Here is a 23,033-nt window from a genome sequence, read left to right as displayed (position 1 = left end):
ACTTAGCCCTCCTTCGCTGGGGTTGGTGCCGATTGGCCGCTTTCTTTCAACGCCTTGGTGACTTCCGGCGGCATGTATTTTTCGTCGTGCTTGGCCAGCACTTCATCGGCCACCACCACGCCGTCAGCGTTGAGTTTGCCCAGGGCGACGATGCCCTGGCCTTCGCGGAACAGGTCCGGGAGGATGCCACGGTAGGTGATGGTCACGGCCTTATTGAAGTCGGTAACCACGAAGGTCACGTCGAGGGAATCGCCGGAACGTTTCAACGAGCCCTTCTCCACCATGCCACCGGCGCGGATGCGGGTATCAACCGGTGCTTCGCCATTGGCGATCTGGGTCGGGGTGTAGAACAGGTTGATGTTCTGTTGCAGCGCGCTCAAGGCCAGGGCCACGGCAATGCCGACGCCGGCCATGATGGCGAGGATGATCATCAGACGTTTTCTACGCAGCGGATTCACTTTTCGGTCTCCCGGCGCAGACGACGCGCCTCTTGTTGCAGGTAACGCTTGCGGGCCAGGATCGGCGCGGCGACGTTGAGGGCCAGCACCGCCAGGCAGATGCCGTAGGCCGTCCAGACATACAGGCCGTGGTGGCCCATGGCGAGAAAATCACTGAAAGAAGCAAAACTCATCCGCGCGCTCCCAGGCTGCTTTGCACTTCGGCCTTGACCCAACTGGCGCGGGCTTCACGCTTGAGCACCTCGAGGCGCATGCGCATAAGCAGCACGGCACCGAAGAAACAGTAGAAGCCCAGCACCATCAACAGCAGCGGTGCCCACATTTCCACGGGCATCGCCGGTTTTTCGGTGAGGGTGAAGGTGGCGCCCTGGTGCAGGGTGTTCCACCACTCCACCGAGTATTTGATGATCGGGATGTTGATCACGCCGACAATCGCCAGCACCGCGCAGGCCTTGGCGGCGCTGTCACGATTACTGATCGCGTTGCCCAGGGCAATCAGACCGAAGTACAGAAACAGCAGGATCAACATGGACGTTAGTCGCGCATCCCACACCCACCACGAGCCCCAGGTGGGTTTGCCCCAGATCGCGCCGGTGACCAGCGCCACGGCGGTCATCCACGCACCGATGGGCGCGGCGCATTGCAGGGCAACGTCGGCCAACTTCATCTTCCACACCAGGCCGACAACGCCGCACACCGCGAGCATCACGTAACAGGACTGGGCCAGCATCGCGGCAGGTACGTGGATATAGATGATGCGAAAGCTGTTGCCTTGCTGGTAGTCCGGCGGCGCGAAGGCCAGGCCCCAGACCAGGCCGATGCCGATCAGCAACACGGCGGCGATGCTGAACCAAGGCAGCAGTTTGCCACTGATGCCGTAGAACCATTTGGGCGAGCCGAGCTTGTGAAACCAGGTCCAGTTCATTGCTGTTTCTCACGGTTGCTTCTCGTCATTGCGAGAAACGTAGGGTCTTTCTTATGTTGAAGAGCTGACAATGTCGCTGGGTCAGACCTCATTATTCGCCGACGCTGATCTTCAGGCCGGCGGCTATAGCAAAGGGTGTCAGGGTTACCGCCAGGGCGGTCAGGCTACCAAGCCACAGGAGGTAACCGGTCGCCGGCATGCCCATGAGCGCGGCCTGCAAAGCGCCGCTGCCAAGGATCAGTACCGGGATATACAACGGCAGAATCAACAGGGCCAGTAGCAGGCCACCACGCTTCAAACCGACGGTCAACGCTGCGCCCACGGCCCCCAACAGGCTGAGCACTGGCGTGCCGAGTAACAAGGACAAAAGCAACACCGGCAGGCATTCGACGGGGAAGCCCAGCATCATCGCCAACAGCGGCGAGAGCAAGACTAGCGCGAGGCCGGAAAAAGCCCAGTGTGCCAGCACCTTGGCCAGTACCAGAAGTGGCAGAGGGTGCGACGAAAGGACCCACTGTTCCAGGGAACCGTCTTCGAAATCACTGCGAAACAGCCCGTCCAGCGAGAGCAGAACCGATAAAAGCGCCGCCACCCACACCAGCCCCGGCGACAAGGTTTGCAACAGTTTAGTCTCGGGGCCGACCGCCAGCGGGAACAGCGCAATCACGATGGCAAAGAACACCAGCGGGTTGGCCAATTCAGCCGGGCGACGGCACAACAGCCGTGCTTCGCGGGCGACCAGCAGGGCGAAGACACTCATGCCGACCACCGGCCCAGATCAAGGTCGCGGTAACCGGCGGGCATGCGCGCCAGGGTGTGGTGGGTGGTGAGCAAGACGGTTCCGCCCTGCTCGCAATGCCGCGCCAGGTGTTCTTCCAACTGGGCGACGCCTTGCTTGTCGAGGGCGGTGAAGGGTTCGTCGAGAATCCACAGCGGCGGACCAGGCAGGTAGAGCCGCGCCAGGGCCACGCGGCGCTGCTGGCCGGCGGACAGGGTGTGACAGGGAACGTCTTCGAAACCCTTGAGGCCGACGGCGGCCAGGGCCTGCCAGATGGCGTCGCGGGTCGCGGGATGGTGCAGGGCGCTGAGCCAGCTGAGGTTTTCTTCGGCAGTGAGCACGTCCTTGATGCCGGCCGCGTGGCCGATCCAGATCAAGTTGCGTGCAAGCTCGGTGCGCTGTTCGTTGAGGGGCTTGCCGTTAAGCCGCACTTCACCGGCCGTGGGTTGCATCAACCCGGCCAGCAGGCGTAGCAAACTGGTCTTGCCACTGCCGTTGGGACCGCTGATCTGCACCATATCGCCACCCGCCACACGCAGGTCGAGGTGCTCGAACAGCAGGCGCAAGTCGCGTTCACAGGAGAGCGCTACGGCTTCAAGAAGAGGGCTGGTCAAGAGATCGCGGGCCTTTACGGTTCAAGTCGGCGGTGCAGCGGCCGTTATAGAAAGAAGCACCATAACGGCTTTGGCGACCGATTTTAGAGAGCTGGATCAAATAGTTGTGAGGTTTTTAGCGCTCTCTTTGCAGACGGGCGGCATTATACATGCGATGCCCTACGCTAAAGAGGGCAATTTCCCCAGAGACGATGCGCACGATGACCGGCGAGATCAACCTTCCTACGCTTCCTCCCACCCCGGCAGCCGGGCAAAGCTCCGCGCCTGCGCCTGGGGCACTGCTGAAACTGCTGGAGCCGCAGATTGGGCTGATCGACCCTGGGAAAACCGCGAATGCCGAAGTCATCGCCCTTAAACAAGGCGGTGAAGCCTTTCAGTTGCTGCTCAAGCTGACCTTGGACGGCGGCCGCCAGACGCTGGTGCAGGCCAGCAGCGCGCAGCCATTACCCTTAGGCAGCAATGTGGCGGTGAGCCAGACGCCAGCGGGCAATCTGACCCTCAGCCTGCAACAGGCTTTGAGTGCCAACGTCGCCGCCCTCACCCGCATCGATACCGCCAAAGTCCCGGAAGGTACGTTGTTGCAAGCCAAGGTACTGACCACTCAGATGCTGCCACAGGGCACGGCGCAACCGGCGATCTATCGTTCGTTGGTGACGGTGCTGAATAACGCCCTGGCCGGCGCGACACTGACGGTGGAAAGCCCACAGCCGTTGCGCGTAGGCAGCCTGCTCAGCGCCGTGGTGCAGAACGCGCAGACCTTGAATTTCGTGCCGCTGAGCGGGCTCAAGGATCAATTGGCGGTCACCCAACAGTTGTCGACCCAGCAAAGTCGCCAGGGCTCCCTGGATGCGGTGTTCACCGCCCTGCAAAACCTGCCCCGTGGCGACAGTACTTCCGCCGATCTGCGCGCCGCCGCCGACCGTTTGCTCGCGGCGTTGCCTGATCTGGCACAGGTCAGTAACCCCAAAGTCCTGGCTCAAGTGATTCAGAACAGCGGCGCCTTTCTGGAGGCCAAATTACTCGCAGGACAGAATCCACAAATACCACCACTGGACATGAAGGGCGCACTGCTGCGCCTTGTCGCGGACTTATTGCCCGCCCTGCCCGCCAGTACCAACCTCAACGCCATTCTTGCGGCCAACACGCTGGCCCAGGTATTGCCCAATTTTGTGCGCAGCCCACTGAACACGCTGGGCCAAGTCAGCGCGCGGCAGGCACCGGTCAGCTTTCCACTGCCCGAGCGGCTGATGGCGAAGCTTGAAGGCGAAGGCGACCTGGAAAACCTGCTGCGTCTGGCAGCCGGGGCCATTTCCAGGTTACAGAGCCACCAACTGTCGAGTCTGGAACAGACCGGCACCACCGCCGATGGCCGCCTGCAAACCACCTGGCAGTTGGAAATCCCTATGCGCACGCTGCAGGACATCGTGCCGTTGCAGGTCAAGTTCCAGCGCGAAGAACCGGCGCCAGACAAAGACCAGCCCGAACGCAAAGACCGCAAAGACCCCAAGCAAATGCTATGGCGCGTCGAGCTGGCATTCGATATGGAGCCGCTGGGGCCATTGCAGGTCCAGGCGCAACTGACTCAGGGCAAACTGTCGAGCCAACTGTGGGCAACACGCCCGTTCACCGCCAGCCTGATCGAAAGCCATTTGGGCAACTTGCGCGAGCGGCTGGTGACTTCGGGCATCAACGTCGGCGACCTCGATTGCCACCTGGGTACGCCACCACGCGGGCCGAAAACCGGACTGGAGCAACGCTGGGTGGATGAAACCGCATGAAGAACTCCAACCCACCGCGCCAGGCGATTGCCCTCAAGTACGACGGCCAGCAAGCGCCGACCCTGACCGCCAAGGGCGACGATGCCCTGGCCGAAGCCATCCTCAAGTTGGCGCGGGAAAATGAAGTGCCGATCTATGAAAACGCCGAGCTGGTAAAGCTGCTGGCGCGCATGGAACTGGGCGACAGCATTCCGGAGGAGTTGTACCGCACCATCGCGGAGATCATTGCGTTTGCCTGGACCTTGAAGGGCAAGTTCCCGGTGGGCTATGACCCGGAAGCGCGGCCTGTGGAGCGGGACGTCACGGAGCGTGGCGACGACTACTGAATAGCCACAGGCACACAAAGGTCCAAATGTGGGAGGGGGCTTGCCCCCGATGGCAGAGTGTCAGTCACCTGATGTGTGGCTGAAGCACCGCTATCGGGGGCAAGCCCCCTCTCCCATTTGGACTTGTGTTCAGTTCAGGACTTCGCTCAGCGGGATGAAATTAACCCGATCACCGAGTGCCAGCGTCGTCCCTTCCAACACCTCCACAAACCCCTCCGCCCACGCCGCGCTGCGCAGCACGCCAGAGCTTTGGTTACGGTAGATGATCGCCTTGCCCTGCTCGATGCGCCCGCGCAGATACTCGCGACGATTGCCCGGTTTCGGCCAGACGAATCCCACCGGGACTTCGAACCGCAACGGCTCCACGTCGGCCACACCTTGGCGACGCAGAATGTAGGGGCGCGCCAACAGTGCGAAAGTCACCAGGGTCGAGGCCGGATTACCCGGCAGGCCGATCACCGGCACGCCACGGAAATGCCCGACTGTCAGTGGCTTGCCAGGTTTGATCGCGAGCTTCCACAGGGCCAGTTCGCCTTCTTCACGCAGGGCGATGCCAAGGAAGTCCGCTTCACCTACCGACACGCCACCGGTGGACAGGATCAGGTCGACACTGCCCAGGCCCGCCAATCGCGTGCGGGTCTGTTCCAAGTCATCCGGCAGGATCCCGGCGTCGATCACTTCACAGCCCATGCGTGAAAGCCAACTGCACAGCACGCGACGATTGCTGTTGTAGATCTGGCCGGGCCCCAGCGGCAAGCCGGGCTCGATCAACTCGTCGCCGGTGGACAGCACGGCCACGCGCGGGCAGCGCACTACATTCAGACGATCACAGCCGAGGGACGCAGCCAGGCCCAGCTCAATCGGGCCCAAGCGCGTCCCGGCTGACAAAACGAGTTCACCGACCGTGGTTTCCTGGCCCTGAGGGCGGATGTTCTGGTCGGCGTGCAGGGGCTCGGTAAAGCTCACGCGCTCATCGGCGTGAACCACGGCATTTTCCTGCATCTCCACGCAATCGGCGCCTTGCGGCACCGGTGCGCCGGTGAAGATGCGCGCGCAAGTGCCCGCGGCCAGAGGTTCAGGCGCCTGACCGGCAAAGATGCGCTGGCTCACCACCAGCGGCTCACCGGTCCAGTCCGCCAGGCGCAGCGCGTATCCGTCCATGGCACTGTTCGGCCACGGCGGCAGGTCGAGGGTGGAGACCAGATCCTGCGCCAATACCCGGCCATCACACTCGGCCAGGGGCAAGGCGTGCGGCTCGCGGATCGGCGCAGCTTCGGCCAGCGCCAACAGGTGCTGCAGCGCCTCTTCCACGGGCATCAGCGCGCCGGTCTTGCCAGGCTTACCCACGGGATTCACAAGGCGCGGCCTGTTTCAGGTGCGGGACGAAGTTGCAGGGGCGATGGCGATTATCCAGTTGCTCGCCGAGGATGCCGTCCCAACCCGTGCGCACCGCATTGGTGGAGCCCGGCAGGCAGCACACCAGGGTGCCATTGGCCAAGCCGGCCAGGGCACGGGATTGCACGGTGGAGGTGCCGATGTCGGCCACGGATATCTGGCGGAACAGTTCGCCAAAGCCGTCGACCTGCTTGTCGAGCAGGCAGCTCACGGCTTCGGGAGTGCTGTCACGGCCGGTGAAACCGGTGCCGCCGGTGATCAGCACCACTTGCACCACATCTTCGGCAATCCAATGGGCAACCTGGGCGCGGATCTTGTAGAGGTCGTCCTTGAGCAGTACGCGCTCGGCCAGGTTGTGCCCGGCGGCGGTGAGGCGGTCGACGAAAACCTGGCCCGAGGTGTCGGTGTCCAGGGTGCGGGTGTCGCTGACGGTCAATACAGCGATATTCAGGGGTACGAAGGGCGCATCAGCCTTGGCTTTCATGGCACGGTCCGGTTGTCGGAGGAACAGCCCGGTGTTATATCACAGGCCCCTATTTACCTGCCGCAGCGGAACCTTTATGTCGTTAGATTCTTCGCCCCTTCCCTGCTCGATTTTGCTGTTATCCGGCGGGCGCGGCCAGCGCATGGGCGGCCAGGACAAAGGTCTGTTGGCATGGCGCGGCCAGCCATTGATCGCCCATCTACAGCGCTTGGTGCGAGCGTTGACGGATGACCTGATCATCTCGTGCAATCGCAATCAGGACCTCTACGCGCCCTATGCCGACACGCTGGTGAGCGACGACAGCCCGGACTTTCCGGGCCCGCTCGCCGGTATCCGCGCCGGGCTGGCCGCAGCGCGCCATGAGCACCTGCTGATATTGCCGTGCGACGTGCCGGCTATCGACGCGATCCTACTGACCGACCTGCTTAAGACCGCGCGGCAAAACCCATCGGTGCCCGTGATGGTGCGCCACGGCGAATTCTGGGAACCCTTGATCTGCATCATCCCTACACACCTCAAAACCGAGGTAGAACAGGCCTGGCAAGCCGGTGAACGCAGCCCGCGCAAGATATTCCTGCAATTGGGCGGCGTGGGGCTGGAGTGCCCGGCGGATGACCCACGGCTGGCCAACCTTAATACGCCGGAGCTGTTACAGCCGAGCTCTGACGTGTCAGAATGAACTTTCGCACAAGGAACTTTGGCGACGCCTTACGCGTCTCAAGGTCAGCAATTAAAAAGTATTCTCTCGGAGACAAACCCATGACTCAACGGACCATCGCCGCTCTCATGCTTGCACTGGGCATCGCCACCCTCGCCGGTTGCGCCTCGCCGACAGTGATCACCCTGAATGACGGTCGCGAAATCCAGGCCGTCGACACCCCTAAATTCGATAAGGATTCGGGCTTCTACGAGTTCGAACAACTGGACGGCAAGCAGACCCGTATCAATAAAGATCAGGTCCGCACCGTTAAAGACCTGTAAGTCTTAGCGTTTGCCTACAAGGCCCGCCTCGCGCGGGCCTTGTCGTTTCCGGGGTTACCAATCGAGGTTGATCTGGCTGCGAAAACGACGCTCTTCGCCGGTGACCGGGTCGATAAACCGTACGCCCTGGGCCAGCAGCTTGAGCGGGTTGGCGTAATCGTCGACGGCATCCTTGAGCACGTCCGGGTAGAACGGGTCATTGCAGATGCTCGCCCCCAGCGCGGTCATGTGAACGCGCAGTTGGTGCTTCTTACCGGTCACGGGAAACAGGGCGTAGCGCCATAGATCACCATTTTTTTCCCGCACCTCCACCGCCGTTTCGGTGTTGCTGGCGCCCTCGCCTTCCTGCATGCGGAAGAAGGGTTCGCCGTCCACAAGGCGACTTTTGTGCACCAACGGGAACGTCAAACCAGGTAAGGCCGGGGCAATGGCTTCGTAGAATTTATCGATCTGGCGCTTGGGAAACAGCTGCTGATAGGCCGAACGGCTGGCGGGGTTGGCGGAGAACAGCACCAGCCCGGCGGTGTGCCGGTCGATACGGTGCAGCGGCACCAGCGACGGATTATCCAGGCGGCGAATCAGGCGGCGCAGCAGGGTTTGCTCGACGTACTCTCCGGCCGGGGTCACGGGCAGGAAATGCGGTTTATCCGCGACCACCAAGTGCTCGTCGGCGTACAGGATAGTTTCCTGCACCGGAATCACCTTTTCGTTCGGCACTTCACGGAAGTAGTAAATGCACAGACCTTCCTTGTAGGCGAGGTCCAGCTTGATGGGGCTGCCGTTGATATCCAATACCCGTCCGCGGGCGATGCGGTCCAGCCAGTGCTCACGGCTGATCGCCGGGAAGTGCTCGCACAGGCAATCGAGCACGGTCGCCCAAGGGCCTGGCGGCAAGTAGAGAGTGCTGGCTTGGTGTTGGGACGCGGAAAAACCGGAAGTGGACATGCCGATGCTCGAAGCCTTGAAAAAACCGATGGGCATTATCCCGCACGACGCGGGATTGAGCCTAGGGCGGATCTCAGGCTTTGGCTAATTGCGTGCGCAGGATCGGCGACGCACTGGCCGCTTCGGTGAATTCCTTGAGCCAACGCAGCACATCCACCGCTTCCCAGCGACCGGGATCGTACAAGGCGTAGAGCAAGCCCTGATAACCCACCACATCCAGTTGCTTGTGGTAACCGGCGCGCTGGAACAACGCTTCGATCTCCGCGAAGCAGGTATTGAAATGCACTTTGTTAAAGGGCGTCTTGCCTTCCGTGACCAAGCCATCGAGGCGCAGCTCGTTCACCGCGTCGCGCACGACGTCGGCGGACATGCGATTGACGCTGCTTTTCAGTTGTTCAACATTCACCACGGGCGTTCCCTCTATTCAATCGCTGTACAAACATACAGTAACGTAATAATTGGAAACCCGCCATCGCATAAACGTCAGCGCAGGAAGGCAACGACCTGTTCAGCGTCAAAGGGCCAGTCCAATTCGGCGCCGGTATCCACCCGTCGAAGCACCGGAATCCGCAGCCCATAGACGTCGGTGAGGTCTTGGGGATCGGTGATGTCAACCAGCTCCACCAACAGCCCGTGTTCGACGAGCGGCATGATTTCGGCTTCGGCAATCTCACAAAGATGGCAACCCAGGGTGCCGAACAACTGGCATTCAGGAAGCATGGCGAAAGGACCTGATCAGAAAACAGATCAACATTCTAGGCTTGCGTAAGACCCGTGGCGAGCCGATAAACCCTGACACAGATCAGCATGACGTATAACTGATTCAGCGATTCTCGCGGCTTTTTGCCCGCTCACCCTGCAACGGAGATGCTCGTGTTCGCCAACCTGCTGATCATTTTGGCCTCATCCCTTGTGGTGATTGCGCTGTTTCGCCGACTGCAACTGCCGCCCGTTCTGGGCTACCTGTGTGTGGGCCTCGCCGTGGGACCTACGGCGCTGGACTGGGTGAATGACAGCGAAGAGCTGCCCGACCTCGCCGAGCTTGGCGTGGTGTTCCTGTTGTTTTCCCTGGGCCTGGAGTTCTCCCAGACAAAGATGCTCGCCCTGCGCCGCGTGGTGTTTGGCCTGGGCAGTTTGCAGGTGCTGGGGTGCAGTGCGCTGCTTGGAGGCTTGTTGATGGCCTTTGGTGTGGCCCCCGGCATCGCGTTGCTGCTGGGTGCGGGCTTGGCATTGTCGTCCACGGCCATCGTCAGCAAAGAGCTGACCAGCCTCGGAGAAATCTTCAGCAGCCATGGCCAGAACGCGATTGGCGTGCTGCTGTTCCAGGACGTGGTAGCCGTGTTGCTACTGACCTTGGTGCCCGTGTTTGCCGGCAGCAGCGATCAAGCCTGGTACTGGGCGCTGCCGCTGACGCTGGGTAAAACCGTGTTGCTGTTTGTTGGCCTGCTGCTGGCCAGTCGCTGGTTGTTGCCGCGCCTGTTCCATGAAGTCGCCGCGTCCCACTCGGCGGAGCTGTTTGTGTTGCTTGCACTGGTGATCGTGTTGCTGACCGCCTGGCTCACCCATTTGCTGGGTCTGTCGCCGGCCCTCGGCGCCTTCCTGGCCGGCATGCTGCTGGGCGAAAGCCATTACCGCCATCAGATCGAAGCGGATATCCGACCGTTTCGCGACATCCTGCTGGGGCTGTTTTTCGTCAGTATCGGCATGTTGATCGACCTGCAATTGTTCATCAGCCACAGTCTGCTGATCCTCGGCCTGACCCTCGCGCTGATGCTGATCAAGGGGTGCGTGGTAGCGGTGCTGGTCAAGCTGCGGGGCAGCGACAGCGAAACCGCCTGGCGCAGCGGCTTGGCCCTCGCCCAGGGCGGTGAGTTCTGTTTTGCGTTGATGGCGCAAATGCAGCAAAGCCGGCTGATCCCGGATGAATTCAATGGCTTGCTGCTCGCCGCCACATTCTGCTCGATGCTGCTGACGCCACTGCTGCTGCGCGCCGCCCCGGCGATTGCCCTGCGCCTGCACCGCAAACCCAACCAGCAAGTGCAACTGGAGGAAATCACCGCGCTCAATGCCGAGTTACGCGGCCATGCAGTGATCTGTGGCTACGGCCGTGTCGGGCAGTCCATCGGGCGCTTTCTGCGACGGGAACAACAAGCTTTTATCGCCCTGGATGACGACCCGGAACGGGTACAGGAAGCCGCCACCGAGGACAGCAGCGTGCATTACGGCGACTGCCGTCGCGGCGCCCTGCTCAGTGCGGTGGGCCTGGAACGCGCGCGGTTGGTGGTCATTGCCGTGGACAACAGCGATGTCGCCCTGGTGGTGTTGAAAGAGGCGCGCCGTATCAACCCTGAGGTGCCGATTCTGGTGCGCACTCGCGATGACAGCCAGTGGGCCGAACTGAAAGCTGCGGGCGCCAGCGAAGTGGTGCCCGAACTATTGGAGTCGAGCCTGATGCTCGCCTCCCACGCCTTGATCCTGCTGGGCCTTCCAGACCACCAGGTACAGGCGCGGGTCGATGAAGTGCGACACAACCGCTATCGCCTGCTGCACGGCTCTTTCACGCCGCCGAACAGCGACGATCAATCCTGACTGACCGCGCCGATCTTGTGGATCGACAGGTCCGCACCGTAATACTCCTGCTCCTGACTCAGGCGCAGGCCACCGACGCGTTTGATCACCCCATACACCAACAGGCCGCCGCCGAACGCGACTGCCACGCCGAGGCCGGTGCCGATCAACTGGCTGACCAGGCTCACGCCACCCAGGCCGCCCAGCGCGGTCTGGCCAAAGATGCCGCAGGCAACCCCACCCCACACACCGCACAGGCCATGCAATGGCCACACGCCCAGCACGTCATCGATCTTCCAGCGATCCTGGGCGGCGATAAAGCACCAGACAAACAGCCCACCGGCGACCACACCGGTGACCAGCGCGCCTACCGGGTGCATCAGGTCGGAACCGGCGCAGATCGCCACCAGCCCGGCGAGCGGGCCGTTATGCAGGAAGCCTGGGTCGTTACGGCCGATCACCAGCGCAGCAACGGTGCCGCCGACCATCGCCATCAACGAGTTGACCGCCACCAGGCCACTGACGCCGTTGAGGGTTTGCGCGCTCATCACGTTAAAGCCGAACCAGCCGACGATGAGAATCCAAGAACCCAGCGCCAGAAACGGAATGCTCGATGGCGCAAAGGCGACCAAGCGTCCTTCCCGATAACGTCCGTTACGCGGGCCCAACAGCAACACCGCCGCCAGCGCCAGCCAGCCGCCCATGGCGTGCACCACGACAGAACCGGCGAAGTCATGAAAGCTGGCGCCAAAGGTGGCGAGCAACCAGGCTTGCAGGCCGAAATTGCCATTCCAGACCATGCCTTCGAAAAACGGGTAGATAAACGCCACGATCAACGCAGTAGCGCACAACTGCGGAGCAAACTTCGCACGCTCGGCAATTCCGCCGGAGATGATCGCGGGGATCGCTGCCGCAAACGTCAGCAGGAAGAAGAATTTCACCAAGCCATAGCCATGGTCCGCGCTGATCACTGCCGCCGGTTGCATGAAGCTCACGCCGTAGGAGATCCAATAGCCTATAAAGAAATAGGCCAAAGTAGAGATGGCGAAGTCGCTGAGGATCTTCGACAGCGCGTTGACCTGATTTTTTTGGCGAACGGTGCCGACTTCCAGGAATGCGAAGCCGGCGTGCATCGCCAGTACCATGACCGCGCCGATCAGGATAAACAGGGTGTTTGAACTGTGGACCAGAGTGTCCACCGCACTTTGCAAATTTTCCATGAAGGTTGGCAGGCCTGCATTAAAGGCAAAAAGCACCAAAGCGGTTCAAGCCACGGTTGCGCGCACTAAATTGGCACCGCCGGTACCGCCCCTCTTCACAGGGCGTGAACCGCTTTAGCGCAGCGATCAACACAACAGGCTGTTGCCGACAGGGTTTTTCCGCGAGTTTCAGTTATTTAAGGTAAGGTTTTTGATGGCTTGAGGCCTTACCGCCCAGATTCAGCGCAGGCACCCGTGCATGCGCACCAAGGCAAAGCAAAAGCTGTACCACGCAATTGCAGTGAACCTTCACCGACGCCGGTGACTCGAAACCACACGTACCGATCAGCCAATCACGGAGATAACCATGGCCAGAAAAACAGCACAGACAGCCCAAGAGATACTGATGGCGGATTTTCAAACCCTGGTCAGTGATACCGAAAAGCTACTGGATGACACCGCGATCCTGGCGGGTGACCAGGCGGACGAACTGCGCAGCAAGATTCATGAAAGCTTGCTCAAGGCCCGTGAAACCCTGCAACTGACCGAAGACTCCCTGCGCGAGCGCGGCCAAGCTGCGGTCACCGCTACTGAAGACTATGTACAGGCCAATCCCTGGCAGTCGGTGGGTATTGCCGCTGGCGTGGGCTTTCTGATCGGCCTATTGGCTACAAGGCGCTAACATTATGTCTATCGGCGAAAGCGGCTCGGCCACGGGCGCAAGTTCTACCTCAAGACGCCTGGGCGCGGCCGTTCTAGGCTTGCTGCACAGCCACGTCGAACTGTTCGGCATCGAATTGCAGGAGCAGAAAGCACGCACCGTCAGCCTGCTGCTGTTTGCCGGCTTGGCCTTGGTGTTTGCCCTGTTGTTGCTGGTCGGGTTGTCGACGCTGGTGATGATCCTGGTCTGGGACACCGGCTACCGTCTCACCGGGATCATCTGCCTCTGCTTGTTCTACAGCCTGGCCGCCGCGTTCTGCGGGGTGCGCTTGAAAGCAGCAGTTTTCGATGAGTCCACGCCCTTCCACGCCACGCTTGAAGAGCTGGCCAATGATCGGGAGCGCCTGCTGCCATGAGCATGACTGAGATCCCGCACAACACATCCCGTCGAGAAATGCGCAAGGCACTGATCCGCCTGCGCATGGAAATGCACCGCCAGGAAATCCGTCATGAGTCCCAACAATTGATGGCTCCGCTGCACAAAGTGCGCGACATGCGCCACAACTGGCAGGACAGCCTGGGCATCAAGCACGCGCCGCTGTGGGGCGTGGCGGCGGTGACGCTGATGGGCTTTTTTACCGGGAAGGGTGCCAAGGGCGGCAGTATCAGCAGCGTGACCCGGCTGGTGCGGCTGGGCGCAGGTTTGATCCCGCTGATCAAATTAGCGATGGCAGGTACTTCCCGAAAAGGATGAGCCCTGCTGGCTGCATTCTTGCAAACAGAATCGGCCCGGCCTTCGTCATTGAAGGCCGGGCCTCTTTTTTTCGCTACCTCTCATAAGGAGGTCCTGTGATTGACGGGCAACCGCTCGCCTGCTTCCAGCCGTTTATTGACACTGCCACCGGACGCATTGCCGGCGTCGAGGCCTTGGGTCGCCTGCGCCAGGCTGACGGCAGCTTGCAGTCTGTGGGCCCGTTGTTCGCGGACCCGCGCACGCCAGGCACGACGTTGCGACGCCTCGACCGTCAGATCCGCGACAATGCCTTGAGCCGTCTGCATGAAGCCCCCGACGATTGGTTTCTGAGCCTGAACATCTCGCCCCGCTGGATCAACCGGTTGCGTCCGGGCCAGGCCCTGCCGAGCTTGAAACAAATCCACGCCCACGGCGTTGACCCGCAGCGCATTGTGTTCGAGATCACCGAACTGGGTGGCGATATCCAGCGCCTGGCCGATGTGGTCGCGCGTTATCGCGAGGCCGGTGCGCGTATTGCCATTGATGACTTCGGTGCCGGCTATTCCCAGCTTGACCGGGTGCTGGCATTGCAGCCGGATATCCTCAAGTTGGACATGCGCCTTTTCCAGGAAGCCGCCAAGGGCGGGCCAAGCAGTGACGTCGTGCGGGCGCTGGCGCAGATGGCGGAGAAAACCGGCTGTTGGATCATTGCCGAAGGCGTGGAAACTGAAGCGCAACTGAGCTTTGCCCTGGAATGCGGCTCGCGCTATGTACAGGGCTATCTGTTCGCGCAGGCACAGCTGGATTGGTTTACCACCGACGCCTTCGTGCCACGCTTTGCCCAACTGCGCGCAGCGTACGTCCAGCAGAAGCTGGCAGAGCGTGGACGCATCATGGACCTGCGCCAACAGTTGGCCGAGCTGATGAAAATCCTCCAAAGCTGGGCCCTGGGCCAGGCACCGCTTAGCCAGTTACCACAATTGCAGGATTTCCCATGGCTGCTGCGCTTTTATCAGTGCGACCGACATGGCACGCAACTCACGCCGAACTTCGAATGGCGCCAGGACGCCTGGCAGGCCGACACCCGTTACCTGGGCCACAACTGGTCATGGCGCCCGTATTTCTATCACCTGCTGGCCGAAGGTTGGGACGAGCGGCGCCTGACCTTGTCGTCGACGTATCGCGACGCCACCACCAACCAGTATTGCCTCACTGCCGGACAATTCTTCGATAACGGTCAGCGCTTGCTGTTAATTGATATCGACGCCGCCGGGTTGTAGATTTTCGCTTGCCCCGCCAAGGTGGAACCGGGAAGCTGGGAGGGTCATTCACCGCACGGAGAGTACCCGCCTTGGATTGGCCTACCCTGCTTACCCGCGAACGGCTTGGAAAGCCCCTGCACAGCCCGGAAGAACTCGGCCGCAGCCCTTTTCACAAAGACCATGACCGCATTATTTTCTCCGGCGCATTTCGCCGCCTGGGCCGCAAGACCCAGGTGCACCCGGTGTCCAGCAACGACCATATCCACACCCGCCTGACCCACTCCCTGGAAGTCAGTTGCGTGGGCCGCTCACTCGGCATGCGCGTCGGCGAAACCCTGCGCAGTGCACTGCCCGACTGGTGCGAACCGAGTGATCTGGGCATGGTGGTGCAATCAGCCTGCCTGGCCCATGACATCGGCAACCCGCCGTTCGGGCATTCGGGCGAAGACGCCATCCGGCACTGGTTCCAACAGGCCGCCGGGCGTGGCTGGCTGGACGACATGAGCAGCGCCGAGCGCAACGACTTCCTCAATTTCGAAGGCAATGCCCAAGGCTTTCGGGTACTGACCCAGCTCGAATACCATCAGTTCGACGGCGGTACACGACTGACCTACGCGACCCTGGGCACCTACCTGAAATACCCCTGGACCGCTCGCCACGCGGACGCCCTGGGCTACAAGAAACACAAGTTCGGCTGCTACCAGAGCGAACTGCCGATCCTCGAACAGATCGCCCACAAGCTCGGTCTGCCGCAACTGGAAGAACAACGCTGGGCCCGTCACCCATTGGTCTATCTGATGGAAGCCGCAGATGACATCTGCTATGCCCTGATCGACCTGGAAGACGGCCTGGAAATGGAGTTGCTGGAATACGCCGAAGTCGAGTCGCTGCTGCTCGACCTGGTAGGCGACGACCTGCCGCAGACCTATCGGCAATTGGGATCTCAGGACTCGCGCAGACGCAAGCTGGCGATCCTGCGCGGCAAAGCCATCGAGCATTTGACCAACGCGGCAGCGCGAGCCTTCGTCGAACAGCAGGATGCCTTGCTGGCCGGCACCCTGCCCGGCGACTTGGTGGAGCATATGCACGGGCCGGCCAAACGCTGCGTGCTGGATGCCAAAGACATGGCGCGCAAGAAAATCTTCCAGGACAAACGCAAGACCTTGCATGAAATTGGCGCGTATACCACGTTGGAAATACTGCTGAACGCTTTTTGCGGCGCGGCATTGGAGCAGCATGGCGGACGAACGCCCTCCTTCAAGAACCGGCGTATTCTCGACCTGCTGGGTAACAATGCACCGAACCCGGCTTGGCCGTTGCACGCCTCGTTCCTGCGCATGATCGACTTTATCGCTGGCATGACCGACAGCTATGCCACCGAGATGGCGCGGGAAATGACCGGGCGTTCGAGCCCTCAGTAACGTCATTTATCAAGTTGCCTGTTCCCTGAAGAGAATCGCCCTACGACGGGAACAGAGCGGCCTGATCGAATTCGCACAAACTCCCGAGGAATAATCGCTCACGCTCCGGGCAAATCTGGCGAACAGTTCCTACATGCCCTTCATCGACGCTTCACTCACCGTGTGCCCTCTATGCCCAATTACCCCCTTCGAATCCTGTTGGTGGAGGACCATCCCTTTCAACTGCTCGCCACCCAGTGCCTGCTCAAGAGCTTTGGTTTTGAGCAACTGACCCCGGCGGAAAACGCCGGACAGGCAATCCGTTTGATGACGCAGGCCCAAGCGCCCTTCGACATCCTCCTGTGCGACCAGTGTCTGCCCGACCTGCCCGGGCTCGAGTTGATTGAAATCGCCAGTCGCCAATGCTTTATAAAGGCCGCCATCTTGCTCAGCGGGCTTCCCGAGGCAGAACTGTCGGCGCTGCATAACCAAGCCCTTGAACGTGACCTGCCATTGCTCGGCTATTTGCAAAAGCCGTTGAATAAAGATGAACTTGCAGGCTTGATCCATATATTACTCACGCTATAAGTGTAGGAACTTAAACAAACTAGGCCGTCGAAAAGTTTACGTATAAGTGTCGCAAACTCCTTGCAATCACACGCTAACCCATCCCCTTGGGAAACCCTGACCGCTCGTCTCGCGACGCCTTCACGCCCGGTAGGGCTTTACCTTTTTTAATGTAGGAACTTTCCTGTTTTATACCTGCACCCCCTCAAGTTCATGCTTACCCCTCACCTTCTGAGCTAATGTGCCCGCTTTATTTGCACTTGCATGGAATATGATCATGAACACAGTTTTTATTATTGATGACCACCCCGTTATAAGACTGGCCATACGCATGTTGTTGGAGCACGAGGAAAACTTCAAAGTAGTCGGCGAAACGGATAATGGATGCGACGCGATACAAATGGTCCGCGAATGCATGCCGGACCTGATCATCCTGGACATCAGCATTCCCAAACTCGATGGACTCGAAGTGCTTTGCCGATTCAACGCCATGAGCGCTTCGATGAAAACCCTGGTTTTAACGGCTCAATCCCCCACTCTCTTTGCCACACGCTGCATGCGTTCGGGGGCCGATGGTTATGTATGCAAGGAAGGCGATCTGAGTGAACTGATGAGCGCCATCCGTGCCGTACTGTCCGGCTACAACTATTTCCCCAGCCAGGCCTTGAACGCCAACGATGAGAGCTGCAAGGAACTTGAACTGTTCAAGGCCGTTAATGATAGAGAGTTGATGGTATTGCAACTTTTTGCACAAGGCCGAACCAACAAGGAAATCGCAAAAGGCATGTTCCTGAGTAACAAAACCGTAAGCACATATAAAAAGAGGCTGATGCAAAAACTTCAAGCCAAGTCCTTGGTAGAACTTATCGAGTTGGCAAAACGAAACGCGCTAGTGTGAGAAACCGGATGCCCAGGCGTATAAAGGACTATTTGATTATATTGAGTGCCGGCTTGTGCTTCAGCACCGCTGTGCCTGCGACACCTCCAGCGAGCACGGAACATTTCAACCTATTGAGTCGAGCAAGCTCCGTACAGCTGGAAACCCACTTGGACAAGGGCCAGCGCCAATGGCTCCAGAACAAACGCGAACTGGTGCTGGGCACTGCGTTCCCTGACTACCCACCTTTTGACCTCACCTCCAGCGGGCGCGACTATGAGGGACTCACCGCTGATTACGCTGGCTTGCTGGCCATGGCACTGGCCTTGCCGGTGAAAGTGATGCGCTACCCCTCCCGAGAAGCCGCCATTCGTGCCCTCGAAGCAGGGGATATCGACTTACTGGGCTCTTCCAACAGCTTTGAAGCGGCAAAACCTAACCTGATCCTGTCGGAGCCCTATGCCGTGGATCGACCCGTCCTGGTGACCCGCGAAGGCGAAACCCGCAGTCTGAGCGAGGGGTTGGCCGGGATGCGCCTGGCACTGGTCTACCACTATCTACCACTGGCCGAGGTGGAAAAGCTGTACCCCAAAGCCGTCATCCGCGCCTACCCCTCTTACCAAAACGCTTTGAATGCAGTGGCTTTCGACCAGGCAGACGTCTTTCTCGGCGATACCATTTCCACCCACTACATGATCAACAAGGGCTACCTGAAAAACATCCGCATGGCCAACTTCGGCAAACATGAAGCCTATGGGTTCAGCTTCGCAATGCTCCAGGACCAGCAAACACTGTTGAGCATCGTCGACGCGGCACTGAGGGCCGTGCCGACCACCGAACGGGAGGCGATCGCCAAGCGCTGGAGTGCCGGCAGTGACATTCTGCTGACCGACCAAAAGTTGCAATTGACCCTGCGCGAAGAACGTTGGCTAAAGGATAACCCGGTGGTCAAGGTGATCGTGAACCCCACCTTTGCGCCGCTGACGTTCTTCGACAACGATGGCAACTTTCGCGGAATCACCGCTGACCTCCTGGAACTGATTCGCCTGCGCACCGGATTGCGCTTCGACATCCAGCGCGCGCGTGATGTGGACACGATGATCGAACAGGTCGAGGCCGGCAAAGCAGACATCATTGGCGCTATCGCCCCCAGCGTCGAGCGGGAAGCCCAACTGAACTTCAGTCGCCCCTACCTGGAAAACTCCTACGTAATGTTGACGCGTAAGGACGGCCAGGCACCTACAAGCCTGGAGGAAATGTCGGGCAAACGACTGGCGATCACTCAAGGCAGCCCGCTGAAGAAACTCCTGATTGAGCAGTTCCCAAAGATTCAATTAGTAGAAACGGGTGACACCTTCAAATCAGCCGAACTCCTCGTACAAGGCAATGTTGAGGGGGCCGTGAATACTCTGGTAGTCGCCAACTACTTCCTGACCTCGCAGATGTTCCAAGACAAGATTCAAATCAGCTTCAGCATTGGCACAATGCCCGCCACCTTTGGATTGGCAACATCACGCAGCGCCACCGAACTCAGTTCGATCCTCGACAAGGCCTTGCTCAGCGTCGCCCCTGACGAGTTGGGTGTGATCAATAGCCGTTGGCGCGGCTATTCCGCAGCCTCCGACAGCTACTGGCGTGACTATCACCAACTGATTGCGCGCATCATAATCGGCACCGGGTTGTTGTTGCTGATTTCACTGAGTTGGAACGCTTACATGCGCCGCCAAATCAGGCACCGGAAAATGGCCGAGCGCGCCCTCAATGATCAGTTCGAGTTCATGCGCGCACTGGTCAATGAAACCCCGCATCCGATCTACGTGCGTGATAACAAGGGACTGTTGCAGACCTGCAACGATAGTTACCTGCAGGTGTTCGACGTCAAGCGCGAAGACGTGATCGGTAAAAGCGCAGTTCAGATCAGTACAGCTCTTGCGGCAGAAGCGGCGCAATATCATGCCGACTATCAACGTGTGGTGGCCGAAGGCAGGCCAATGATCGTGGACCGCACCCTGCATATTCGTGGACAGAAACTGACGATCTACCACTGGATCCTTCCCTACCGCGATTCCGTCGGTGAAGTTCAGGGCATCATCGGTGGCTGGATCGACATCAGCGAGCGACGTCAGTTGTTCGACGAACTTCGCACCGCCAAGGAGCGAGCCGACGAAGCCAATCGCGCCAAAAGCACGTTCCTCGCCACCATGAGCCATGAAATCCGTACGCCTATGAACGCGGTGATTGGCATGCTGGAGCTGACCCTCAAGCGGGCAGACCAGGGCCACCTTGATCGGCCGGCCATCGAAGTGGCCTACAACTCGGCCAAGGATCTGCTGGAGCTAATCGGCGACATCCTGGACATCGCACGTATTGAATCCGGTCGCCTCAGCCTGGCGCCCGAACGCGTCAACCTGAGGGAGGTGATCGAATCGGTAGTGCGTGTATTCGACGGCCTGGCACGCCAGAAGAGCCTTAGCCTGTTGCTGGAATTCACGCCAGACCTAGAAGACACCGAAGTCCTGATTGACCCCCTGCGCTTCAAGCAGGTGCTGTCCAACTTGATCAGCAATGCGATCAAATTCACTGAACGTGGCCAAGTAAAAATCAAGGTGCATGTATCCAACACTGAATTGGCGCAGCAGATCGAGATGAAGCTGGTGGTGGAAGACACCGGCATCGGCATCAGCCGGGACGATCAAACGCGTCTGTTCGAACCCTTTGCCCAGGCGGACAATTCGGGACATCTGGCCAGGAGCGGTGCGGGCCTGGGGCTGGTGATCTGTCGCAGCCTGTGCGCGATGATGGGTGGGCAACTAAGCCTGAGCAGCGTGCCTATGGTCGGCACGCAGGTGCATGTGAGCCTGAAGATGAATCGCCTGCAGGCACTGCCGGTAGTCGACGAACTCAAGCCAACAACACCTGCCAGCGTGTCTGTGCTCAATGTACTGGTGGTTGATGATCACCCGGCGAATCGCCTGTTGATGTGCCAGCAACTCGGCTACCTGGGCCACCAGTTCACCGCTGCCCAGAACGGCGCGGCGGGCTTCCAGGCTTGGCGCCAGGAGCACTTCGACTTGGTAATCGCCGACTGCAATATGCCGATCATGAATGGTTACGAGCTGAGCTGCTCAATCCGTGAATACGAGCAACGCGAGAATCTAACCCCTTGTGTGGTACTGGGCTTTACCGCCAATGCCCAGCCAGAAGAGAAAAAACGCTGCGCACAGGCGGGCATGAATGACTGCCTGTTCAAACCTATCAATCTCACGGCGCTGGAGCAGCAACTGGCGAAAATCAGTCCTCAACCCACCGGCCTGATCCAGGACATTGGCAACTTCGAGGCCCTTACCGGTGGCGATCCGCAGATGAGTCGTCTGCTGCTGGAGGAGTTGCTGAGCAGCAGTCGTCAGGATCGCCAGGAACTGGTCGCACTGATGGTTGCGCAGGCATCGCCCCAGGACATCATCGAACAGGCTCACAAGATCAAGGGCGCGGCTAGAATTGTCCAGGCCAGTACGCTGGCCTCGCGGTGCGAAGCCCTCGAACAGGCCTGTGCCCGTGGTGATGACAGGCCCTTGATCGAAATAGGCGTGAAGTCATTGGAAAAGCTGATGTTGGAACTCGAAAGGATGCTGCAAGAGCGGCTTCAAAGACTGGATGGCCAATAAGGGGCGGGTTGCGCCCCTCACTTGATCAGCAGTCGGTCAAGCGGAGGAAAATTGCCGCCAACTGTTCGACTCCGGCCTGATCCTGAGGGGTAAAGCGGGCCAACGACGGGCTATCGAGGTCGAGGACGCCGATCAACTTACCGTCCTTGAGCAGTGGCACGACCAGCTCACTGTTAGACGCGCTGTCACAGGCGATATGTCCTGGGAATGCATGCACATCCTCTACTCGCTGGGTCTGCTGCGACGCTGCAGCAGCGCCGCAGACCCCTCGGCCAAACGGAATACGCACACAAGCGATCTGCCCCTGGAAGGGGCCAAGCACCAGCTCTTCATTGCGATTGAGGTAAAAGCCGGCCCAATTCAAGTCATCCAGCTGGCTAAAGAGGAAAGCGGAAAACTGCGCGCTGTTGGCGATGAAATCGCGCTCATCGGCCAGCAGCGACTCCAATTGGGCACACAGTAGGGCGTAGCCACCGAGACCAGTGCCGGCTTGTTGTAAATCGATCATGGTTGACGCTCCAGTAATTTGAGACCCACCCAGTAACGGGCAAATTGATACGCGCAGCGGCCGTTGCGGTTACCGCGCCCGGTCGCCCAGCGCACCGCGAGAATGTCGAGGGCTTCGTCGCGCTGCCATTGCAAACCGGCCTTGCTCGCTAGCTCACCGATCCAGTGCTCGACCACATCCAGGAAATGCTCTTGGGTGAACGGGTAGAAGGACAGCCACAAGCCAAAACGGTCTGACAAGGCAATCTTGTCTTCCACGGCCTCGCTGGGGTGCAGTTCCCCATCCACCCTCTTCCAGTTGTCGTTGTCACTCTGATTTTCCGGCACAAGGTGACGGCGGTTGGACGTCGCGTACAGCAGCACGTTTTCAGGCGCCTGTTCCAGGGAACCATCCAGCACGCTCTTGAGCACACGGTAGTCGCCCTCGCCGGCTTCGAACGAAAGGTCATCACAAAACAGGATGAAACGCTGCGGCAGCTTGAGCAGTTGCTCAACCACACGGGGCAAATCCGCCAGGTGGTCACGCTCGATTTCGATCAGGCGCAAACCGGCCTTCGCGTGATGAGCGAGCAACGCGCGCACCATGGACGATTTACCGGTGCCGCGCGAGCCCCACAGCAACGCGTGGTTGGCGGGCAGTCCATCAAGAAACTGCTGGGTGTTACGCGCCAATGTTTCACGCTGCTTGTCTACACCGATCAGGTCGGAAAGACGCATGTCCAGGCTTACGTCCAGTGGCAACAGAAAACCGCTGCGGCCTTCGCGCTGCCAGCGGGCGGCCAGACAGTGGCTCCAGTCGATGGCTTGGCGTGGCGCGGGCAACAAGGGCTCCAGGCGAGCGAGCACTGCATCGGCTCGCTCCAGAAAGGCATTCAATCGAGAATCCACGATTATTCCTCTGGCAAGTTCTT

At 59.9% G+C, this 23,033-nt stretch carries 26 protein-coding genes; 13 read left to right on the top strand and 13 right to left on the bottom strand.

The features are described from left to right. Positions 1-2: 2 nt before the first annotated feature. The 5 genes from ccmE to ccmA all read right to left on the bottom strand — a co-directional run bounded on the left by ccmE (position 3) and on the right by ccmA (position 2,775). Positions 3-458 carry a cytochrome c maturation protein CcmE gene (gene ccmE, locus LRO94_RS09365; RefSeq protein ID WP_032889100.1) on the bottom strand — a complete coding sequence of 152 codons (456 nt, stop codon included), beginning with the start codon at positions 456-458 and terminating at the stop codon, positions 3-5. Continuing rightward, positions 455-631 (bottom strand): heme exporter protein CcmD, encoded by a 177-nt coding sequence (gene ccmD / locus LRO94_RS09360; RefSeq protein ID WP_003172771.1) that lies wholly within the window; start codon positions 629-631, stop codon positions 455-457. Before ccmD ends, ccmE begins: the two co-directional genes overlap by 4 nt. Further along, positions 628-1,383 carry a heme ABC transporter permease gene (locus LRO94_RS09355; RefSeq protein WP_032889098.1) on the bottom strand — a complete coding sequence of 252 codons (756 nt, stop codon included), beginning with the start codon at positions 1,381-1,383 and terminating at the stop codon, positions 628-630. Before LRO94_RS09355 ends, ccmD begins: the two co-directional genes overlap by 4 nt. A 91-nt stretch (positions 1,384-1,474) precedes the next feature. Then, positions 1,475-2,143, bottom strand: a complete 669-nt coding sequence (gene ccmB / locus LRO94_RS09350) for a heme exporter protein CcmB (protein WP_179179317.1) — start codon at positions 2,141-2,143, stop codon at positions 1,475-1,477. Continuing rightward, positions 2,140-2,775 (bottom strand): cytochrome c biogenesis heme-transporting ATPase CcmA, encoded by a 636-nt coding sequence (gene ccmA, locus LRO94_RS09345; RefSeq protein WP_179179318.1) that lies wholly within the window; start codon positions 2,773-2,775, stop codon positions 2,140-2,142. The genes ccmB and ccmA overlap by 4 nt, the downstream gene beginning before the upstream one ends. A 200-nt stretch (positions 2,776-2,975) precedes the next feature. Between ccmA and fliK the strand changes: the two genes are divergently transcribed. Both fliK and LRO94_RS09335 read left to right on the top strand, forming a co-directional pair. Further along, positions 2,976-4,553 carry a flagellar hook-length control protein FliK gene (fliK, locus tag LRO94_RS09340; RefSeq protein ID WP_122680111.1) on the top strand — a complete coding sequence of 526 codons (1,578 nt, stop codon included), beginning with the start codon at positions 2,976-2,978 and terminating at the stop codon, positions 4,551-4,553. Further along, a complete protein-coding gene (locus LRO94_RS09335; protein ID WP_095184239.1) occupies positions 4,550-4,879 on the top strand; it encodes an EscU/YscU/HrcU family type III secretion system export apparatus switch protein in 330 nt (109 codons plus the stop codon). Before fliK ends, LRO94_RS09335 begins: the two co-directional genes overlap by 4 nt. A 129-nt stretch (positions 4,880-5,008) precedes the next feature. On the opposite strand, the gene LRO94_RS09330 is transcribed toward LRO94_RS09335, so the two are convergent. Both LRO94_RS09330 and moaB read right to left on the bottom strand, forming a co-directional pair. Next, the gene (locus LRO94_RS09330) at positions 5,009-6,235 is read right to left on the bottom strand and encodes a molybdopterin molybdotransferase MoeA (RefSeq protein WP_095184238.1); all 1,227 of its coding nucleotides are present in this window, start codon (positions 6,233-6,235) and stop codon (positions 5,009-5,011) included. Continuing rightward, on the bottom strand, positions 6,219-6,758 hold the full coding sequence (moaB, locus tag LRO94_RS09325) for a molybdenum cofactor biosynthesis protein B (RefSeq protein WP_179179319.1): 540 nt from the start codon (positions 6,756-6,758) through the stop codon (positions 6,219-6,221). The genes LRO94_RS09330 and moaB overlap by 17 nt, the downstream gene beginning before the upstream one ends. A 76-nt stretch (positions 6,759-6,834) precedes the next feature. Here moaB and mobA point away from each other — a divergent pair, with 76 nt between their 5' ends. Together mobA and LRO94_RS09315 are read left to right on the top strand one after the other, a co-directional pair. Next, positions 6,835-7,437, top strand: coding sequence for a molybdenum cofactor guanylyltransferase MobA (mobA, locus tag LRO94_RS09320; protein ID WP_122755802.1), 603 nt, complete (start codon positions 6,835-6,837; stop codon positions 7,435-7,437). Between the two features lie 80 nt (positions 7,438-7,517). Continuing rightward, positions 7,518-7,739, top strand: a complete 222-nt coding sequence (locus tag LRO94_RS09315) for a YgdI/YgdR family lipoprotein (RefSeq protein ID WP_032889086.1) — start codon at positions 7,518-7,520, stop codon at positions 7,737-7,739. 54 nt (positions 7,740-7,793) lie between these two features. Here LRO94_RS09315 and LRO94_RS09310 read toward each other — a convergent pair whose 3' ends face one another. From LRO94_RS09310 to LRO94_RS09300, 3 genes are all read right to left on the bottom strand, one after another. Then, a complete protein-coding gene (locus tag LRO94_RS09310; protein WP_099601507.1) occupies positions 7,794-8,684 on the bottom strand; it encodes a pseudouridine synthase in 891 nt (296 codons plus the stop codon). A 73-nt stretch (positions 8,685-8,757) separates the two neighbouring features. Next, positions 8,758-9,093 (bottom strand): hypothetical protein, encoded by a 336-nt coding sequence (locus tag LRO94_RS09305; protein ID WP_032889084.1) that lies wholly within the window; start codon positions 9,091-9,093, stop codon positions 8,758-8,760. Between the two features lie 74 nt (positions 9,094-9,167). After that, positions 9,168-9,404, bottom strand: coding sequence for a glutaredoxin family protein (locus LRO94_RS09300; protein ID WP_032889083.1), 237 nt, complete (start codon positions 9,402-9,404; stop codon positions 9,168-9,170). A gap of 147 nt (positions 9,405-9,551) precedes the next feature. Here LRO94_RS09300 and LRO94_RS09295 point away from each other — a divergent pair, with 147 nt between their 5' ends. Beyond that, positions 9,552-11,273: a cation:proton antiporter gene (locus LRO94_RS09295; RefSeq protein WP_179179320.1), complete on the top strand. Its 1,722-nt coding sequence runs from the start codon at positions 9,552-9,554 to the stop codon at positions 11,271-11,273. On the opposite strand, the gene LRO94_RS09290 is transcribed toward LRO94_RS09295, so the two are convergent. Further along, on the bottom strand, positions 11,264-12,472 hold the full coding sequence (locus LRO94_RS09290; protein WP_032889301.1) for an ammonium transporter: 1,209 nt from the start codon (positions 12,470-12,472) through the stop codon (positions 11,264-11,266). The two genes, LRO94_RS09295 and LRO94_RS09290, sit on opposite strands and share 10 nt — an antisense overlap. 346 nt (positions 12,473-12,818) lie before the next feature. Between LRO94_RS09290 and LRO94_RS09285 the strand changes: the two genes are divergently transcribed. The 8 genes from LRO94_RS09285 to LRO94_RS09250 all read left to right on the top strand — a co-directional run bounded on the left by LRO94_RS09285 (position 12,819) and on the right by LRO94_RS09250 (position 21,615). Beyond that, a complete protein-coding gene (locus tag LRO94_RS09285) occupies positions 12,819-13,133 on the top strand; it encodes a DUF883 family protein (protein ID WP_032889079.1) in 315 nt (104 codons plus the stop codon). Positions 13,134-13,137: 4 nt separating this feature from the next. After that, positions 13,138-13,527, top strand: a complete 390-nt coding sequence (locus LRO94_RS09280) for a phage holin family protein (RefSeq protein ID WP_032889077.1) — start codon at positions 13,138-13,140, stop codon at positions 13,525-13,527. Next, positions 13,524-13,865, top strand: coding sequence for a hypothetical protein (locus LRO94_RS09275; protein WP_032889075.1), 342 nt, complete (start codon positions 13,524-13,526; stop codon positions 13,863-13,865). Before LRO94_RS09280 ends, LRO94_RS09275 begins: the two co-directional genes overlap by 4 nt. Before the next feature lie 95 nt (positions 13,866-13,960). Continuing rightward, positions 13,961-15,124: an EAL domain-containing protein gene (locus LRO94_RS09270; RefSeq protein WP_122765333.1), complete on the top strand. Its 1,164-nt coding sequence runs from the start codon at positions 13,961-13,963 to the stop codon at positions 15,122-15,124. Between the two features lie 71 nt (positions 15,125-15,195). Beyond that, positions 15,196-16,527, top strand: a complete 1,332-nt coding sequence (locus LRO94_RS09265; protein ID WP_032889071.1) for a deoxyguanosinetriphosphate triphosphohydrolase — start codon at positions 15,196-15,198, stop codon at positions 16,525-16,527. A gap of 171 nt (positions 16,528-16,698) precedes the next feature. Then, the gene (locus LRO94_RS09260; protein WP_081797772.1) at positions 16,699-17,094 is read left to right on the top strand and encodes a response regulator; all 396 of its coding nucleotides are present in this window, start codon (positions 16,699-16,701) and stop codon (positions 17,092-17,094) included. A 256-nt stretch (positions 17,095-17,350) separates the two neighbouring features. Next, positions 17,351-17,971 carry a response regulator transcription factor gene (locus tag LRO94_RS09255; RefSeq protein WP_032889068.1) on the top strand — a complete coding sequence of 207 codons (621 nt, stop codon included), beginning with the start codon at positions 17,351-17,353 and terminating at the stop codon, positions 17,969-17,971. An 8-nt stretch (positions 17,972-17,979) separates the two neighbouring features. Continuing rightward, complete coding sequence (locus LRO94_RS09250; RefSeq protein ID WP_081797770.1) at positions 17,980-21,615, top strand: transporter substrate-binding domain-containing protein; 3,636 nt, start codon at positions 17,980-17,982, stop codon at positions 21,613-21,615. A 25-nt stretch (positions 21,616-21,640) separates the two neighbouring features. On the opposite strand, the gene LRO94_RS09245 is transcribed toward LRO94_RS09250, so the two are convergent. Both LRO94_RS09245 and LRO94_RS09240 read right to left on the bottom strand, forming a co-directional pair. Continuing rightward, a complete protein-coding gene (locus LRO94_RS09245) occupies positions 21,641-22,123 on the bottom strand; it encodes a GAF domain-containing protein (RefSeq protein WP_179179321.1) in 483 nt (160 codons plus the stop codon). After that, positions 22,120-23,010, bottom strand: coding sequence for an ATP-binding protein (locus LRO94_RS09240; RefSeq protein ID WP_032889064.1), 891 nt, complete (start codon positions 23,008-23,010; stop codon positions 22,120-22,122). The genes LRO94_RS09245 and LRO94_RS09240 overlap by 4 nt, the downstream gene beginning before the upstream one ends. Positions 23,011-23,033 lie beyond the last annotated feature (23 nt).

The sequence above is a fragment of the Pseudomonas sivasensis genome (genome assembly GCF_021391435.1).
In the GTDB taxonomy this organism is placed as follows: Bacteria; Pseudomonadota; Gammaproteobacteria; order Pseudomonadales; family Pseudomonadaceae; genus Aquipseudomonas; species Aquipseudomonas sivasensis.
Note: the sequence above shows the minus strand (reverse complement) of the source record. Positions and strands in the feature narration are given on the sequence as shown.